This is a genomic window from Vibrio aestuarianus, assembly GCF_028858425.1.
GTDB lineage: Bacteria > Pseudomonadota > Gammaproteobacteria > Enterobacterales > Vibrionaceae > Vibrio > Vibrio aestuarianus.
Map to the genome: position 1 here is coordinate 232,372 of NZ_JAKNYQ010000001.1, position 16,506 is coordinate 248,877.

Sequence of the window (16,506 nt, forward strand, 5' to 3'; positions counted from 1 at the left end):
GATACCCTCATTAATTTCATTTTAAAATTCGGTATTACTCATGAATGTTCGCGCTGCTGCTGCCAATGTTTTGTTCCAAGTTGTCGATAAAGGCCACTCTCTTTCTCACGCCCTTCCTGCGGCTCAAAAAACCATTAAGCCAAGAGACCATGCCCTACTGCAAGAGATTTGCTACGGTGCTTTACGTTATTTACCTCGTTTAGAATCGATTGCTAACGAATTGATGGATAATTCATTAAAGGGCAAAAAACGCGTTTTTCATCACCTTATTTTGGTTGGCATTTATCAACTCAGTTTTATGCGTATTCCAGCACACGCTGCCGTTGCTGATACGGTAGAAGGCACAAAAACGCTACGAGGACCAAGCCTTGCAGGCTTAATCAATGCCGTATTGCGTAGCTATTTACGCGATCAAGAAGCCTTAGATGCGCATGCTGTCAGCCATAATGCAGGTAAATATGCTCATCCAAGTTGGTTACTGAAACTGTTACAGCAAGCCTATCCCGACCAATGGCAACAGATCGTTGAAGCCAATAACAGCAAAGCACCAATGTGGCTGCGTGTTAATCGCCAACATCACACCAGAGATGAATATCTAGCGCTGCTGAAAAATGAAAACATTGAATGCGATGTACATTCTCACGCTTCTGACGCCATAAAATTGCTCGCGCCTTGCGATGTGACATTATTGCCTGGCTTTGATCGTGGCTGGGTGTCGGTGCAAGATGCTGCCGCACAATTGGCTGTCGATTACTTAACACCAAAAGAGGGCGAATTGATCTTAGATTGTTGCGCAGCTCCTGGTGGTAAAACGGCGCATATTTTAGAGCACACCGTCGATACTGAAGTGGTTGCAATTGATAGCGATGCTACCCGCCTTGAGCGTGTGTATGACAACCTTGAACGCTTACAACTACGTGCCGATGTTATTTGTGGTGATGCACGCTACCCTGAAGAATGGTGGCATGGCGAGCAATTTGACCGAATTTTGTTAGATGCGCCATGTTCAGCAACGGGGGTAATTCGTCGTCACCCTGACATCAAATGGTTGCGTCGTGGCAGCGATATTGAGGCATTAGCTGAATTACAAAGCGAAATTATGGATGCAATGTGGAAGCAATTAAAAGTCGGTGGCACTATGGTTTACGCGACTTGCTCAATTACTCCGCAAGAAAATAGCCTACAAGTAAAAGCATTCTTAGCGCGTACCGCAAACGCACAGCTTGTTGGATCGGATAAAGAACAGCCGGGACGTCAAATTCTTCCTGGTGAAGAAGATATGGATGGTTTCTACTACGCAGTATTAACCAAACAAGCCTAAAATCAGCGAACATTGGCAGCCTTGTGCTGCCTTTTCGGTTACCGAAATTCGGTAGTTAAAGAAGAGAAAACAATATGAAAATCATTATTCTTGGTGCAGGTCAGGTCGGTGGCACACTGGCTGAAAACTTGGTCGGCGAGAACAATGACATCACCGTTGTCGATAAAAACAGTGATCGCTTACGTGAGCTACAAGACAAGTATGACTTACGAGTCGTCAACGGCCATGCCAGTCACCCTGATATTTTGCGTGAGGCAGGTGCTCAAGATGCTGACATGCTGGTTGCAGTGACAAACACCGATGAAACTAACATGGCCGCGTGCCAAGTGGCATTCTCTTTATTTAACACACCCAACCGAATTGCACGGATTCGCTCTCCTGAATATTTGGCTGAAAAGGAAACGCTTTTCCAATCGGGTGCGATTCCTGTCGATCACTTAATTGCCCCAGAAGAACTGGTTACCAGCTACATCGAACGTTTGATTCAATATCCAGGCGCACTGCAAGTTGTCAGCTTTGCCGAAGAAAAAGTCAGCCTAGTGGCAGTCAAAGCCTACTATGGCGGGCCTTTGGTAGGGAATGCGTTATCGGCATTACGTGAGCATATGCCCCATATTGATACTCGAGTTGCTGCTATTTTTCGTCAAGGCCGTCCGATTCGACCACAAGGCACTACCATTATTGAAGCGGATGATGAGGTCTTTTTTGTCGCTGCGAGTAACCATATTCGTTCAATCATGAGTGAACTACAAAGGCTTGAGAAAACGTATCGCCGCATCATGATTGTCGGTGGTGGTAACATTGGTGCAAGCCTAGCCAAACGCCTTGAACACTCTTACAGCGTTAAACTGATTGAGCGTCATTACCCACGCGCTGAACAGCTATCCGAAGAGCTAGAGAACACCATTGTGTTTTGTGGTGACGCAGCAGACCAAGAACTGCTCACGGAAGAAAATATCGACCAAGTTGATGTCTTTATCGCTCTAACGAATGAAGATGAGACCAATATTATGTCAGCCATGCTCGCAAAACGCATGGGCGCCAAAAAAGTGATGGTGCTAATCCAGCGCGGTGCTTATGTTGACCTTGTGCAAGGTGGAGTCATTGATGTTGCCATTTCACCACAACAAGCCACTATTTCAGCGTTACTGACCCACGTACGTCGAGCCGATATTGTCAACGTATCATCACTACGCCGTGGTGCCGCTGAAGCGATAGAAGCGATCGCTCATGGCGATGAAAGTACTTCGAAAGTGGTTGGTCGCGCGGTCGGCGATATCAAACTACCACCAGGCACAACCATCGGCGCCATAGTGCGTGGTGAAGAGGTGTTGATTGCTCACGATCGTACCGTTATCGAACAAGATGACCACGTCGTTATGTTCCTGGTCGACAAGAAATACGTGCCTGATGTCGAAACCCTATTCCAACCTAGTCCATTCTTCCTATAGGTTATTGGCGTTATGTTGAATTTACGCCCCATTTTATTTGTTATTGGGTTAGTCCTTTCTAAGCTAGCCCTCTTTATGTACGTGCCAACGTTAGTTGCTTTTTTTACAGGTACCAGCGGTTTTTTAGATTTTGCCCAAGCGGTCATAATCACTCATGTCGCTGCCTTTATCTGTCTAAGCCTTGGACGCACCAGTCACTTCAAGCTCAGTGTACGTGACATGTTTCTCATCACTAGCTTAGTGTGGACTATCGCCAGTGCGTTTGCGGCACTACCCTTTGTGTTTATCAACCACATTAGTTTCACCGATGCTTACTTTGAAACCATGTCTGGCATTACAACAACCGGTTCAACCGTTTTAAGTGGCCTTGATAATATGGCTCCAAGCATTTTGCTGTGGCGATCCATCTTGCAATGGTTGGGTGGGGTTGGCTTTATCGTGATGGCGGTAGCGGTACTACCAATGCTTAACGTGGGTGGCATGAAACTGTTCCAGACTGAATCATCTGATTGGTCAGACAAAAGCAGCCCAAGAGCTAAAACCGTTGCCAAAAACATCGTTGTCGTTTACTTGGTTCTCACCTTACTATGCCTCATTGGCTACATGCTAACTGGCATGACCTTTTTTGAAGCGATCAACCACTCGTTTACCACCCTTTCAACCGGCGGATACTCGACCTCGGATGGGTCAATGAACCATTTTTCTAACGGGGCACACTGGGTTGCGACCTTGTTTATGTTTCTGGGTGGCTTGCCGTTTTTATTGTTTGTCACCGCCTTACGCAAGCGAAAACCTCAAGCACTCTACAAAGACGCGCAAGTACGCGGTTTTACTTATCTCTTTTTGGTCTCAAGCCTAATCATCACCGTGTGGTTAATCGTACGAGATGGTTATAACTGGCTTGATGCTCTACGCGTGTCAATGTTTAACATTATCTCTGTCGTCACAACCACAGGGTTTGGCTTAGAGGACTTTACCGCCTGGGGAGCATTACCCAGCACACTATTTGCTTTCCTAATGATGGCAGGAGCCTGTTCAGGCTCGACATCCGGAGGCATCAAGGTGTTCCGCTTTCAAATCGCAATGACCTTACTCAACAAGCAAATGATGAAGCTAATCCACCCATCAGGGGTATTTGTTCAGCGATACAATCAACGTCCAGTCAATGATGACATAGTACGTTCTGTGGTCGCATTTGGTATCACTTTTTTCATCACCATCATTGCTATTGCTGGCTGTTTAAGTGCCATGGGGCTTGATCCTATCACCAGCATTTCAGGCTCTATCACCGCGGTTGCCAACGTTGGGCCTGGAATGGGTTCAGTGATAGGTCCGACAGGTAATTTTGCACCACTGCCAGATGCCGCTAAATGGGTATTAAGTTTCGGCATGCTGATGGGGCGCTTAGAAATTTTGACTATTCTAGTATTATTTTTTCCTGCATTTTGGCGACGTTAATATGACCATAAAACACGTAATAGCAGCATTACTTAGCGTTGCGACCAACGGTGCTTTCGCAGCGCAATCAGTCACTTTAGATGATGGACGTCAAGTTCAGTTAAATGATGACTTTACTTGGCAATACATTGCCAAAGAAAACACCCTACCAACAGCCGCAGCCATAGCAACACCGATTACGCAAAAAACGCAGGGGACAGTGTTTAACGTCGCTTCAGAGAAATCGATTATGCAATTATCAGACTCAGGAATCGACGTTGTGCTTGGCGCGGCAAGTTATCAAAATGGTGAGCTTATTATTCCAACCGCCCTCACTAATCAAAGCTCTCAATCAGTTATTGAAGTGACACTAGCAGTAACGATTTTTAATGAGCAAGGCCAAGAGCTAGCTACTGGGAAAGCCACAGTTTGGCAGTCAATCAAACGGATGGCAGAAAGCTACCTACGTCCACAGACTCAAACGCAAGGTAGGCCGATTAAGCTTAAAGTCAGTAAGCAAGATAGCTACCACATTGATGCGAAAGTTGAGAAAATCGAAACCCGCTAGACAGGATTAACGTACCAGTAAATCGCAAAATAGTGGCAAGCGCTTCCTGCCAAAACAAACAAATGCCAAATGGCATGATTGTATGGAATGCGCTTCGCCACATAGAAAACCACCCCTAACGAATAAACCAAACCACCCACAGCAAGTAGCACAAGCCCACCAGTATCAATATGCAGTGCCAGTTGATAAATCACAATTAATGACAGCCATCCCATCGCCAAGTAAGTCACTAAAGAGAGTTTTTTAAAGCGATAAACAAAAGCGATTTTCATGATGATGCCAATCACAGCCAACAACCAGATCACCACCATTAAACCGATTGCCAAGGGCGTTCTTAAACTGACCAATAAAAAGGGCGTGTAACTTCCTGCTATTAGTAAATAAATAGCACAGTGATCGAGCGTTTTAAGCCAACGTTTTGTTTTTGGAGAAGAAAAAGAGTGGTAAAGAGTTGAGGCAAAAAAAAGAGCAATCATACTGCCACCATACACACTCATACTGATCAACGTCAGTGCGTCAGCTTGATGGTTTATTGATTTGATCAGCAGCAAAACCAGACCGATAACACTGAGCACCAAACCCAAACCATGACTCAGCGCATTCGCCGCTTCTTCACGAACACTATAGCTACTGCTGTGGGGTACCGACATAAAAGACCTACACTGGAGCAATCGAATATTTGCTCCAGTATCGCACACCTCAGCTTACAGTTGTAAGCCCAAATTTAATTTTATTGTGATGAGCTATCGAGATAATCCAACACTTGCTGACCAGCCCTGGAAGGAGAAATTTCAGCTGCAATCGTCAGTTGCCGTTTTAATTCACCCATTCCCAGTAGGCTAGCGAGCATTCCGCTTGCACCAGTGCGATGTCTGTCAATCTCAAACCATAAAGTTAAGCCATCCTCATCACGAAACGCGACGACTTCCAGTTCACGCCATCGCCCATGAAAAGGACCAGTCGTCGGCACGAATTCAAACTCTTGCACAAAAGGTAATGCCATCCCTTTCACTGCTTCACATTCGACTTTACGAATTCTGAGTCCGTGCTCCTCTAACGCATTAAAAATACCGTCCATTAATGGATCTGGGCGTACGGTCAGAATGTCTTTATCAGTAGGATCAACAGCCATTGCGATATCAAGTCCCGTTTCTAACCAAACTTTCGCATCACCAATCGTCACAGGAGTGTTCCAAGGCACGTTCAGCTCAATATCAAAATCCCGCGTCTCACCAGGCTGAATAGTAAAAGCGTAAGGTAGCGTCCAGCGCGTCAAAATATAGGTTTGATTGACTCGTCGAGTATGACCATTTTCTCGTTGACTGTTGTTAAGTGGCACTTCTGCCACGTACTGACAACAAAGCTTCAGCTCAATATTGTCAATCTCTTGGGCACTTGCCCCTCCATAGACATGAATAGTGACATTCACGTTTTGCCCAGGGTACAACACCTCTTGGTGAAGCACTGAATCCACCCGTGCCGAACCAATTCCAAAACTCGCGAGGGTTTTCTTTATAAACGACATAGGCACCTCCAATTATCTTCAATCCAGTGTAATGCGGATCAGATTACAAACTCAATCGTGCACTTCACACAATTTTAGCCTTTATTTTCATTAATATTGACAAGAACAACTGCTCAACTATCGATCAATTTAAAACTTGGTGCTAATCTTATTTCGATATCAATGCATATCGTTATTCCTGAATAATTATTTGGATTGGCGAGAGCCAGAAGAGCCACCCTTCATTTTTTTGAAGCTCAACTCATGGTTATTCAGGCCATTAAATTGGCAATGGATGTGCCTGACCGTTAGGTTAATAAATGCGCCCAACAGCTGTCAGGTGTTCGCACACAAACCGTAGTGCAATGCGTCGTCGTAGTGGCTTTGCCGCTGCTCCGGTTGCAAAAAAAGTCGCTCCTGCAATGACTTTAGTTGAAAAAAATGCTCTCACTGCATCAAGTCCAACTAATGTTGTTCAGGCTGCATAATTAAAAAGCGCAGCTAAAACTGCGCTTTTTTCTTTTCTCTCAACTGGACTTCAATCGGCAATTTGATACCTTTAGCTCAAAATACTTATAAAAAATGGGGAAAAGAAATGCAATGCCACAGAATTGAAGAGCTACTTGAATTGCTTGAGCCAGAATGGCAAAAAGATCAACAGCTGAACTTACTGCAATTTGTCGTAAAACTCGCTCAAGAAGCGGGCTACCAAGGTCCGCTTGAAGAATTAACGGATGATGTGTTGATCTACCATCTAAAAATGCGCAACAGTGCTAAAGATGAGATGATCCCAGGGCTAAAAAAAGACCAAGAAGATGATTTCAAAACAGCCCTACTGCGCGCGCGTGGCATCATAAAGTAACCAAATTCACTCTCTCAAAGCGACCTTTTCTGGTCGCTTTTTTATTGCGACAAATACAGCTGTTTGTCGCTTTATTGTTAAAGGTTGATAGTGTTAAAGAAATGAAGTTGTTATTGACGTTATAATTATTATCTCAATTCAACTGTTAAACCTATTGCTCATCAAGGTAACAGCGTTAATCACAGTCGCAAGCAATCACCGACAGTGTGTAAAAAAGCAATGTCGCAGAGTGTGAACTAATAGAAATCACACCTTAGCAGCCCAAAAAGGATCATTTAATGAGTCAGGATAAAATCGATATAAAGGATGTGACTCCAAAAACATTTAACCCCAAAACTCATAAAGGGAATGGGGATAGATTCAACCCTAGCAATCGAATTTACGTACGCGAAAGTAAAGGAGCTTATCAACAACTGCGTCGCTATGGCGGTTGGTTTTTGCTACTACTATTCACCCTCGTCCCTTGGATTTCATTTGGTGATCGCCAAGCGATTTTATTGGATATCGGCAACCAACAATTTAACTTTTTTGGCACCACTCTTTATCCACAAGATCTGACCTTACTCGCCTTACTGTTCATGATTGCCGCTTTTGGGCTCTTCTTCATTACCACCTTTCTAGGACGAGTATGGTGTGGTTATTTGTGCCCACAAACCGTCTGGACTTTTATGTACATCTGGTTTGAAGAAAAATTGGAAGGTTCTGCCAATAAACGGAAAAAGCAAGATTCCACGAAACTCACCGCTAACTTAGCCATGCGTAAAATGGTCAAACATGTAGCTTGGTTAGCCATTGCCCTAGCGACTGGTTTTACTTTTGTTGGCTACTTCGTGCCAGTGCGTGAATTAGTAGTGGATTTCTTTACTTTAGATGCAAGCTTCTGGCCTGTGTTTTGGGTACTGTTTTTTACTATCTGTACTTACGGAAATGCGGGTTGGATGCGTTCTATCGTGTGTATTCACATGTGTCCTTATGCTCGCTTCCAATCAGCGATGTTTGATAAAGATACCTTTATCGTCGGCTATAACAGCAAACGTGGTGAAGCTCGCGGCCCCCGCTCTCGCAAAGCCGATCATAAATCGCTAGGCCTAGGTGACTGTATTGATTGTGATTTATGTGTTCAAGTGTGCCCAACTGGAATCGATATTCGTGATGGTTTGCAGTATGAATGCATTAACTGTGGAGCCTGCATTGATGCTTGTGACACCACCATGCAGCGTATGGGTTATGAGAAAGGCCTGATCAGCTATACCACTGAACACCGTTTATCAGGCCATCACACCAAAATCATGCGTCCGAAACTGTTGGGCTATGGTGCGGTGCTACTGGTGATGCTTGGTTTATTTGTCGCACAAGTTGCCAGCGTTGACCCAGCAGGTTTAAGCGTTTTGCGTGACCGTAGCCAACTATTTAGAACCAACAGCAGTGGCGAAATAGAGAATACTTACACGCTCAAAATCATCAACAAAACACAGCAAACACAGACATATAAATTAGATGTAACCGGGCTTAGTGACGTATCTTGGTATGGTAAACAAACCATTGAGGTCAAACCGGGCGAAGTATTAAGCCTACCGATGAGTCTTGGGGTTAATCCCGACAAACTCAGCTCTTCTGTTTCAACGATTCAGTTTATACTCTCGGATAGCAACCAATTTACGATAGAAGTTGAGAGTCGATTCATCCAAAAACTCTAGCTTCTCAACTAATGGAAAAAGGCTCAGCAATGAGCCTTTTTTAATCATGACCAAACCATCTTTTCATTTTGATGCTCTCACTCCAGATTTAATGTGGTATGCCTTAGAAAGTATCGGCATTCGCGCTGAATCTGGTTTTCTTGCCCTTAATAGTTATGAAAACCGCGTCTATCAGTTTACAGATGAAGAACGTCAACGCTACGTCGTGAAATTTTATCGCCCAGAGCGTTGGAGCTCTGAACAGATCCAAGAAGAACATGATTTCACACGCGAACTTTATCAAGCAGAAATCCCTATAGCTGAACCACAACTACTCAATGGTGCAACCTTGCATCATTACCAAGGTTACTGTTTTGCGCTATTCAACAGTATGGGCGGACGTCAGTTTGAAGTAGACAACATGGATCAATTGGAAGCGGTGGGGCGTTTTCTGGGACGTATTCATAGCATTGGCGCTAAACGTACTTTTCACCACCGCCCAACTATTAGCTTAGATGAATACCTCTACCAACCAAGACAACTGCTCGAAAACGCATCGTTTATTCCCCAGCACTTACAAAATGCTTTTTTCAATGACTTGAATCTGTTGATCAAAGCCATTGAAAACCAATGGCCTAAAAACTCACCGCAAATCCGCTTACATGGCGATTGCCATCCAGGAAATATTTTGTGGCGTGATGGACCAATGTTTGTCGATTTAGACGACGCGCGTAACGGGCCTGCAGTGCAAGATCTGTGGATGTTGCTCAATGGCGAACGCCAAGATAAGCTAATGCAACTGGATATTATTCTGGAATCATACCAAGAGTTTCATGATTTTAATGCTAGCGAATTGAAACTAATTGAGCCATTACGTGGTCTACGAATGGTGCATTACATGGCATGGTTGGCAAAACGATGGCAGGATCCTGCCTTTCCACTCGCCTTCCCTTGGTTTAATGATCCAAAATATTGGGAAAGCCAAGTTCTAGGATTTAAAGAACAAATAGCAGCGTTAGACGAGCAACCGCTCTCACTAATGCCACAATGGTAAGTCGCCTTAAAGAAAAAATGGAGTACACAATGAAGAAGCTGTTTGCACTCGTGGCAACCTTAATGTTGAGCTTATCGGCTCATGCAGCCCAATTTAACGAAGGTGAGCACTATAAAGTGCTGGATCTTGAACCATCTAAAAACCCAACAGTGACTGAGTTTTTCTCATTCTACTGCCCACACTGCAACACTTTTGAACCCATTATCGCGCAGTTAAAAAAGCAACTTCCTGATGGCGCAAAGCTACAAAAAAATCACGTATCATTCATGGGTGGCTCTATGGGTAAGTCAATGAGCAAAGCTTATGCGACCATGATTGCTTTAAAAGTTGAAGATAAAATGATCCCGGTGATGTTTAACCGTATTCACAATATGCGTAAGCCGCCAAAGGATGATGCAGAACTACGTCAAATTTTCCTCGATGAAGGTGTTGATGGAGCAAAATTCGACGCGGCATTTAACGGTTTTGCGGTCGATTCCATGGTGCGTCGTTTTGATAAACAATTTCAGGATAGTGGCCTAAGTGGTGTACCAGCCGTGGTGGTAAACAACCACTACCTAGTACAAGCACAAGGCCTAAAATCTACAGATGAGTATTTTGCTTTGGTTAATTACCTATTAACAAAATAGCCACCGATCTCAATCCATAGCAAAATGGGGAGCTACTGCTCCCCATTTCTCATTTATATATTGTTTTCAATAATTCATCTTTTTGCTGCCACAACTGACCGAGCCACATCTGGAACTGTCTTTTGTATGGCTTATCATTAAAATAATCACCTAAAACTTGCTCATCAACAGGCAACACCTTCACTCTCACGACAATCTTACTCATCCGCCCCATCAACATGTCTCGAAATGGTTTATCTCGATTTTGTGGGTAAGCCAACGTAACATCAATAACCTTTTCAAACTGTTCTCCCATCGCCGCTAATGTGTAAGCAATACCACCAGACTTAGGTTGCAGTAAATGTTGATAACCAGCTTTGCTTTGGCGTTGTTTTTCAGGAGTGAAACGCGTTCCTTCAACATAATTAACCACGGTCGTTGGATGATGTTGAAACTTAGCGCAGGAGCGGCGAGTCGTGGCCAAATCTTGGCCTCGCTTATGCGGGTGACGCAGTAAATATTCTCGTGAGTAGCGGCGCATAAAGGGCATATCCAACGCCCAACATGCCATTCCGACGAAAGGGACATACAACAACTGCTGCTTGAGGAAAAACTTAGGCATCGGAATTCGGTCTTTAAACACGCAGCACAGCACCACAATATCAGTCCAACTGAGATGGTTACTAATCATCAAATACCAACCTTGCTTTTTAAGGTCATCAACACCTTCAACATCCCATTCAATCCGGTTAGATAATGCCATAATACCCGCATTGAATGTCGCCCATAACCACATAGTTTTATTGGCCGCTTGAGTCGTTTTATGCTGCAAAAATGCGCTTGGAGAAAGTGCTTTTAAAACCGCAAACAGACAGATAAAAATAGAACAAAATGCAGTATTTAAAATAACTAATGCCACATTGAATACCAATATTAGATAAGCCCACATAACTTCCCAATTCAGTGTTACTGTGAAGAAAAAACAGCGAGTGATTATACAATCCCCTCTCAACATTGGAATCTTTCATAAAATGGTCAGATTAGTTTTATTATGTTGTAATCATGATCAGTTCAGTTAGGTAAACCAGTCATCACTCTAGAATATGGATATTTAGACATGAAAAAAACCGTTCCAGTCATCATTGTGAGCCTGATATTTTCGTTACCGGCAGCGGCAAGACCAGCCCCACCAAAAGGTATAAGTGGCGAGATATCAATTAATGCTCTTTTTTCGTCATCAACGTCCAATTTCAACACCGATGGTGAAGAAGTCCTAACATCAATCAATCAAAGTGCAAATAGTGAGTCTGGTTTCGTTATCGCACCACTAGGTAATATTGCTTATACCTTTGGCAAACGCAGTGAACAGCAGCTCTTTGCTGGTACGACACGTTCTGATGTAGCTATCGGCACGCTTGCTTTAGAGTTGGGATACAAATATCAATTAGCTTCAGGTACCAACGTTAGTATCGCTTACTTACCAACCGTAATGTCTAGTAAAACGTGGGCAGACCCATATAAAGTTGGTACCAAACGTGAAGAGACTGATGAATCAGGCAATGCCTACCGCCTGAGATTCGAGAACATTCAAGGTTCACCACTCTCTCTTGATTTCGCCTATGCCACGAAAGATATCGACAATGAGCAAATCACGCGTTCAGAGTTACTCAGAGATGGCGAAAGTTATTACCTCAAAGGTCAGTATCGTCTAATGCTCAATCGAGGCACTATATTGATGCCCGCTTTAACCTATATCGACCATCAGGCTGACGGTAATGCCAATTCTTACCAATCTTATGCACTCGATCTCTCTTACTTTCAATTGATGGGTAGGCATCAACTGGCATTAACTGCGGGTTATACCTACAGAGATTACGATGGTGAAAACTCTCTTTACAACAATACAGTACGTAGTGATGATGAATTCAGTCTGTTCGCCGCTTATGAATACAATCAATTAATGGGGTGGCAGAACTGGTCGTTAATTTCACTAGCAGGTTACGGCAATTCCAATTCCAATATTACCTTTTACGATGAATCACAACTCTTCGCCTCAGTCGGTATCAACTTTAAGTTCTAAAATTACGCGTTATACCGCTTGAGCAGTTAACTGCTTTAGTAAACGATCCATGGCTCGATAACCGAGCGCTTCAGCGAGATGGGGTTTGGCTATCTGCTCAACCCCTTCCAAATCAGCAATCGTGCGCGCCACTTTGATGATGCGATGATAAGCACGAATCGAAAGCCCTAGACGGTGTAGTGCATTTTCTAAGAATTCAGCATCCGTTTTAGTTAGTGGGCAGTGGCGCTCAATTTCTCGACTACCGAGCAAAGCATTCACTTTACCATTGCGCGCCAGCATCCGCTCACGAGCAATAAAGACACGCTCTTTAACCACCTCGGTACTTTCACCGCGATCTCCACCACTAGCTAGCATCCCCTTCGGCAGTAAGGGGATTTCAATCGACATATCGAAACGATCAAGCAATGGGCCAGACAAGCGACCCAAGTAACGTAAAATACTTTGTGGGTTAGCCCTGGCTTGCGTGCCTTCATAATAACCGGTTGGACTTGGGTTCAGCGCGCCAACTAATTGAAAGCGCGCCGGAAAGCGAGTTTTACCCTGAGCTCTTGAGATAATAATTTCTCCAGACTCCAAGGGTTCACGCAAAGAATCTAAGACTTTTCTTTCAAATTCCGGCATTTCGTCAAGAAACAATAACCCGTTGTGCGCTAAAGAGATTTCACCAGGTCTTGGAATAGAGCCCCCACCGACAAGCGCCGCCATGGAGCTTGAATGATGAGGGGAACGAAAAGGCCGTTGCTTCCAATTGTGCTGATTGATTTCTTGCTGCGTCAACGACGCCACCGAGGCAGTCTCCATCGCTTCATCCTCATTCATCTCTGGCAATAAATCGCATAAGCGTGAAGCCAACATGGTTTTACCGGTACCAGGTGGCCCGAGAAAAAGCAGGTTATGATTACCTGCAGCGGCTATCTCTAATGCACGCTTTCCCTGCTGTTGACCAATAATATCTTGTAAATTTCGAAGGCTCTTAGTGTGAAGTGGCTTAGGTTCAGTCTGAAATAGAGAAAGTGTCTGCTGACCACATAAATCAGCGCACACTTCCAATAAGGTTTGTGCTGATTTATGCAATTCTTTTCCAACCAACGCTGCTTGATCACCATTACCTTGCGGCACGACCAAACAACGCTTAGCTCGGTTGGCCGCCAATGCTGCTGGCAGCACGCCTTTGACAGAACGAAGTTCGCCAGACAGCGCAAGTTCACCAATAAATTCATAGCCTTCAAGCTTGGTCAATGCGATCTGCTCGGAAGCCGCTAAAATACCTAGAGCAATAGGTAAATCAAAACGTCCCCCCTCTTTAGGGAGATCTGCGGGCGCGAGATTTACCGTGATACGTTTAGCTGGGAACTCAAAACGAGAGTTAATGATGGCGCTACGCACTCGATCGCGAGATTCTTTGACCGTGGTCTCCGGCAGACCAACCAAAGTAAAGCCAGGCATTCCATTGCTAATGTGAACCTCAACGGTCACATTTGGTGCTTGCACGCCAACACTGGCGCGACTGTGGATGATCGCAAGTCCCATTTCATTCCTTTGTCTTTGATTAAAAAGCATTCACTCGAGTAATTGTATCGTTATGAAGCACGGTTATTTGTTATATAACCCGCCCTGATGCTGAGAGAATGTGAAAAAAGAATGAGTTTTTGCTTGTCATTTAACGGAAATGTATGTTACCACTAGAGACGCAAACAATTTCGTAAGATATTACGGCAACTATTTTAAGAATTAAGTGATGAATTTGAACGCCCGCATTAACCTACTGCTAAGCCTGATTATCGTGGTCATTATTGATTCCGCGCGGGGGCTGGTGGGCGCTAAGTAACCACAAGATTTTAAAAACCCCCGCACTGAAAAGTCCGGGGGTTTTTTTACAACTATTAAACTAAAAAGTGCATACTGGTTGGGGATTATCTAACCAGAGATGAACAGGAAGAATGGGAGCCGCACATGACGTGCAAACACAACATATTTGGCTGTGCTAAACACAGCTTGGGAGGGTTACGATGACAGGAGCACAACTGGTTGTAGCCGCATTGACACAACAAGGCATTAAAACCGTTTTTGGTTACCCCGGCGGAGCCATCATGCCCATTTACGATGCTTTGTATGACGGTGGCGTAGAACATATTTTATGTCGCCATGAACAAGGCGCCGCAATGGCAGCTATCGGGATGGCGAGAGCCACTCAGGACGTTGCAGTATGTATGGCAACCTCCGGCCCAGGAGCCACCAACCTTGTTACCGGCCTTGCCGACGCTTTTCTTGATTCAATTCCCCTCGTAGCCATCACTGGCCAAGTCGCTAGCTCTCATATTGGTACCGATGCTTTCCAAGAAATGGATGTGATTGGCATGTCGCTGTCGTGTACCAAACATAGCTACCTCGTTACCGATATCCACGATCTCGCACCAACGCTTGCTGAAGCATTTGAGGTTGCCAAGGCTGGCCGACCAGGTCCAGTGATTGTGGATATCGCTAAGGATGTACAACTCGCACAAGCTCCAGTATCACAACTGCCTGCTTTTACGCCACCAGCGCTTCCTGTAGCCAACGAAGAAGAGTTGAGTAAAGCGCAGCAACTGCTTGCACAAAGTTCACGCCCAGTACTGTATGTGGGCGGCGGAGTACAACTAGCCAAAGCAACAGATTCAGTACGCGAATTCCTACGCCTTAACCCTATGCCGTCGGTGAGTACCTTAAAAGGACTGGGCAGTATTGAACGTAATGACCCTCATTACCTTGGTATGTTGGGTATGCACGGCACAAAAGCCGCGAATCTAGTGGTGCAAGAAAGTGATTTATTGATCGTGGTCGGTGCGCGTTTTGATGACCGAGTAACAGGAAAATTAGATACCTTTGCACCACACGCTAAAGTTATTCATATCGATATTGATGCCGCAGAATTCAATAAACTGCGCGTAGCCAATGCGTCACTTCGTGGTGACATCAACGTAATTCTTCCACAACTTGAACTAACTCGTGACATCGCTCCTTGGGTTCATCACAGTGAAAGTTTACGCAGTGGTTTTAAATGGCGCTATGACCACCCTGGCGATCTCATTTTTGCCCCACTATTGCTTAAGCAATTGTCAGACATGATGCCCGACTCTGCAATCGTGTCGACTGACGTCGGCCAGCATCAGATGTGGGCAGCGCAGCATATTCAGCCACGCGCACCACAAAACTTCATCACCTCAGCCGGCCTTGGCACCATGGGGTTTGGTTTGCCAGCATCAATGGGCGCCGCCGTTGCTCGCCCTGATGACCAATCCATTCTTATTTCTGGTGATGGCTCGTTCATGATGAACGTTCAAGAACTTGGCACGCTAAAGCGCCGTCAAATTCCAGTAAAAATGGTGCTATTGAATAACCAACGCTTAGGCATGGTGCGTCAATGGCAATCGCTGTTCTTTGATGGCCGCCACAGCGAGACGATTTTGGATGACAACCCAGATTTCGTAATGCTAGCTAAAGCGTTCGACATTCCAGGTAAAACAATTACCAAAAAGGAAGAAGTTGAGCCGGCACTTAAAGAGATGCTGGCAAGTAAAACTGCTTATCTACTTCACGTTTTAATTGATGAAGAAGAAAACGTATGGCCGCTCGTACCACCGGGTGCCTCAAATAGTGATATGTTGGAGAACACCTAATGGATAGATACCTATTAGACATCAAAGCCGATGATAAACCGGTGCTATTGGAGCGTGTTCTACGCGTTATTCGCCACCGCGGTTTTGTGATAAAACAAGTAGCGGCCACTCAGAACCACTCGAGTAAAGTCGCCAGCGTTGAGATCATTGTTGATAGTGATCGCCCCATCAGCACACTGATCAACCAAATTGAAAAATTGTGGGACGTTCGCACTGTCGATGTCACCCCAATCAAAAATAACGAACTACCGAATAACAATTTACAGCAAAAGATTTGTGCATAAGG

At 44.6% G+C, this 16,506-nt stretch carries 16 protein-coding genes; 12 read left to right on the forward strand and 4 right to left on the reverse strand.

What is annotated here, in order from left to right; all coding sequences use genetic code 11:
- Positions 1-40: 40 nt before the first annotated feature.
- From rsmB to MCT08_RS01210, 4 genes are all read left to right on the forward strand, one after another.
- Complete coding sequence (gene rsmB, locus MCT08_RS01195; protein ID WP_261918249.1) at positions 41-1,321, forward strand: 16S rRNA (cytosine(967)-C(5))-methyltransferase RsmB; 1,281 nt, start codon at positions 41-43, stop codon at positions 1,319-1,321.
- Between the two features lie 74 nt (positions 1,322-1,395).
- Positions 1,396-2,772, forward strand: coding sequence for a Trk system potassium transporter TrkA (gene trkA, locus MCT08_RS01200; RefSeq protein WP_053312193.1), 1,377 nt, complete (start codon positions 1,396-1,398; stop codon positions 2,770-2,772).
- Between the two features lie 12 nt (positions 2,773-2,784).
- The gene (locus MCT08_RS01205) at positions 2,785-4,230 is read left to right on the forward strand and encodes a TrkH family potassium uptake protein (protein ID WP_053312192.1); all 1,446 of its coding nucleotides are present in this window, start codon (positions 2,785-2,787) and stop codon (positions 4,228-4,230) included.
- A 1-nt stretch (position 4,231) separates the two neighbouring features.
- Complete coding sequence (locus MCT08_RS01210; protein WP_053312191.1) at positions 4,232-4,777, forward strand: DUF3157 family protein; 546 nt, start codon at positions 4,232-4,234, stop codon at positions 4,775-4,777.
- On the opposite strand, the gene trhA is transcribed toward MCT08_RS01210, so the two are convergent.
- Both trhA and MCT08_RS01220 read right to left on the reverse strand, forming a co-directional pair.
- On the reverse strand, positions 4,774-5,427 hold the full coding sequence (gene trhA / locus MCT08_RS01215) for a PAQR family membrane homeostasis protein TrhA (protein ID WP_053312190.1): 654 nt from the start codon (positions 5,425-5,427) through the stop codon (positions 4,774-4,776). The two genes, MCT08_RS01210 and trhA, sit on opposite strands and share 4 nt — an antisense overlap.
- A gap of 80 nt (positions 5,428-5,507) precedes the next feature.
- A complete protein-coding gene (locus MCT08_RS01220; RefSeq protein WP_274677732.1) occupies positions 5,508-6,302 on the reverse strand; it encodes a sporulation protein in 795 nt (264 codons plus the stop codon).
- 299 nt (positions 6,303-6,601) lie between these two features.
- Between MCT08_RS01220 and MCT08_RS01225 the strand changes: the two genes are divergently transcribed.
- The 5 genes from MCT08_RS01225 to MCT08_RS01245 all read left to right on the forward strand — a co-directional run bounded on the left by MCT08_RS01225 (position 6,602) and on the right by MCT08_RS01245 (position 10,502).
- Positions 6,602-6,769: a hypothetical protein gene (locus MCT08_RS01225; protein ID WP_141652930.1), complete on the forward strand. Its 168-nt coding sequence runs from the start codon at positions 6,602-6,604 to the stop codon at positions 6,767-6,769.
- Positions 6,770-6,876: 107 nt separating this feature from the next.
- A complete protein-coding gene (locus MCT08_RS01230; protein ID WP_053312188.1) occupies positions 6,877-7,143 on the forward strand; it encodes a YihD family protein in 267 nt (88 codons plus the stop codon).
- 278 nt (positions 7,144-7,421) lie between these two features.
- A complete protein-coding gene (ccoG, locus tag MCT08_RS01235) occupies positions 7,422-8,840 on the forward strand; it encodes a cytochrome c oxidase accessory protein CcoG (protein ID WP_053312187.1) in 1,419 nt (472 codons plus the stop codon).
- Positions 8,841-8,886: 46 nt separating this feature from the next.
- Entirely contained in the window at positions 8,887-9,873 is a 987-nt protein-coding gene (locus MCT08_RS01240; RefSeq protein WP_274677733.1) for a serine/threonine protein kinase, read from the forward strand.
- A gap of 29 nt (positions 9,874-9,902) precedes the next feature.
- The gene (locus MCT08_RS01245) at positions 9,903-10,502 is read left to right on the forward strand and encodes a thiol:disulfide interchange protein DsbA/DsbL (RefSeq protein ID WP_168523820.1); all 600 of its coding nucleotides are present in this window, start codon (positions 9,903-9,905) and stop codon (positions 10,500-10,502) included.
- A gap of 49 nt (positions 10,503-10,551) precedes the next feature.
- Here MCT08_RS01245 and MCT08_RS01250 read toward each other — a convergent pair whose 3' ends face one another.
- A complete protein-coding gene (locus tag MCT08_RS01250) occupies positions 10,552-11,430 on the reverse strand; it encodes a 1-acylglycerol-3-phosphate O-acyltransferase, YihG family (protein ID WP_053312184.1) in 879 nt (292 codons plus the stop codon).
- 168 nt (positions 11,431-11,598) lie between these two features.
- Here MCT08_RS01250 and MCT08_RS01255 point away from each other — a divergent pair, with 168 nt between their 5' ends.
- A complete protein-coding gene (locus MCT08_RS01255; protein WP_274677734.1) occupies positions 11,599-12,561 on the forward strand; it encodes a DUF2860 domain-containing protein in 963 nt (320 codons plus the stop codon).
- Between the two features lie 9 nt (positions 12,562-12,570).
- Here MCT08_RS01255 and MCT08_RS01260 read toward each other — a convergent pair whose 3' ends face one another.
- Positions 12,571-14,094, reverse strand: a complete 1,524-nt coding sequence (locus MCT08_RS01260; RefSeq protein ID WP_168780644.1) for a YifB family Mg chelatase-like AAA ATPase — start codon at positions 14,092-14,094, stop codon at positions 12,571-12,573.
- A gap of 479 nt (positions 14,095-14,573) precedes the next feature.
- On the opposite strand from MCT08_RS01260, the gene ilvG reads away from it, so the two are divergent.
- Both ilvG and ilvM read left to right on the forward strand, forming a co-directional pair.
- Positions 14,574-16,220 (forward strand): acetolactate synthase 2 catalytic subunit, encoded by a 1,647-nt coding sequence (gene ilvG / locus MCT08_RS01265; RefSeq protein WP_053308890.1) that lies wholly within the window; start codon positions 14,574-14,576, stop codon positions 16,218-16,220.
- Positions 16,220-16,504: an acetolactate synthase 2 small subunit gene (gene ilvM, locus MCT08_RS01270; protein WP_192074889.1), complete on the forward strand. Its 285-nt coding sequence runs from the start codon at positions 16,220-16,222 to the stop codon at positions 16,502-16,504. The genes ilvG and ilvM overlap by 1 nt, the downstream gene beginning before the upstream one ends.
- The last annotated feature ends 2 nt before the right edge of the window (positions 16,505-16,506 follow it).

What these genes read in the sequence shown, in the direction of transcription:
- rsmB (WP_261918249.1), top strand. Translation starts at nt 41, where the DNA reads ATGAATGTTCGCGCTGCTGCTGCCAATGTTTTGTTCCAAGTTGTCGAT.
- trkA (WP_053312193.1), top strand. Translation starts at nt 1,396, where the DNA reads ATGAAAATCATTATTCTTGGTGCAGGTCAGGTCGGTGGCACACTGGCT.
- MCT08_RS01205 (WP_053312192.1), top strand. Translation starts at nt 2,785, where the DNA reads ATGTTGAATTTACGCCCCATTTTATTTGTTATTGGGTTAGTCCTTTCT.
- MCT08_RS01210 (WP_053312191.1), top strand. Translation starts at nt 4,232, where the DNA reads ATGACCATAAAACACGTAATAGCAGCATTACTTAGCGTTGCGACCAAC.
- trhA (WP_053312190.1), bottom strand. Translation starts at nt 5,427, where the DNA reads ATGTCGGTACCCCACAGCAGTAGCTATAGTGTTCGTGAAGAAGCGGCG.
- MCT08_RS01220 (WP_274677732.1), bottom strand. Translation starts at nt 6,302, where the DNA reads ATGTCGTTTATAAAGAAAACCCTCGCGAGTTTTGGAATTGGTTCGGCA.
- MCT08_RS01225 (WP_141652930.1), top strand. Translation starts at nt 6,602, where the DNA reads ATGCGCCCAACAGCTGTCAGGTGTTCGCACACAAACCGTAGTGCAATG.
- MCT08_RS01230 (WP_053312188.1), top strand. Translation starts at nt 6,877, where the DNA reads ATGCAATGCCACAGAATTGAAGAGCTACTTGAATTGCTTGAGCCAGAA.
- ccoG (WP_053312187.1), top strand. Translation starts at nt 7,422, where the DNA reads ATGAGTCAGGATAAAATCGATATAAAGGATGTGACTCCAAAAACATTT.
- MCT08_RS01240 (WP_274677733.1), top strand. Translation starts at nt 8,887, where the DNA reads ATGACCAAACCATCTTTTCATTTTGATGCTCTCACTCCAGATTTAATG.
- MCT08_RS01245 (WP_168523820.1), top strand. Translation starts at nt 9,903, where the DNA reads ATGAAGAAGCTGTTTGCACTCGTGGCAACCTTAATGTTGAGCTTATCG.
- MCT08_RS01250 (WP_053312184.1), bottom strand. Translation starts at nt 11,430, where the DNA reads ATGTGGGCTTATCTAATATTGGTATTCAATGTGGCATTAGTTATTTTA.
- MCT08_RS01255 (WP_274677734.1), top strand. Translation starts at nt 11,599, where the DNA reads ATGAAAAAAACCGTTCCAGTCATCATTGTGAGCCTGATATTTTCGTTA.
- MCT08_RS01260 (WP_168780644.1), bottom strand. Translation starts at nt 14,094, where the DNA reads ATGGGACTTGCGATCATCCACAGTCGCGCCAGTGTTGGCGTGCAAGCA.
- ilvG (WP_053308890.1), top strand. Translation starts at nt 14,574, where the DNA reads ATGACAGGAGCACAACTGGTTGTAGCCGCATTGACACAACAAGGCATT.
- ilvM (WP_192074889.1), top strand. Translation starts at nt 16,220, where the DNA reads ATGGATAGATACCTATTAGACATCAAAGCCGATGATAAACCGGTGCTA.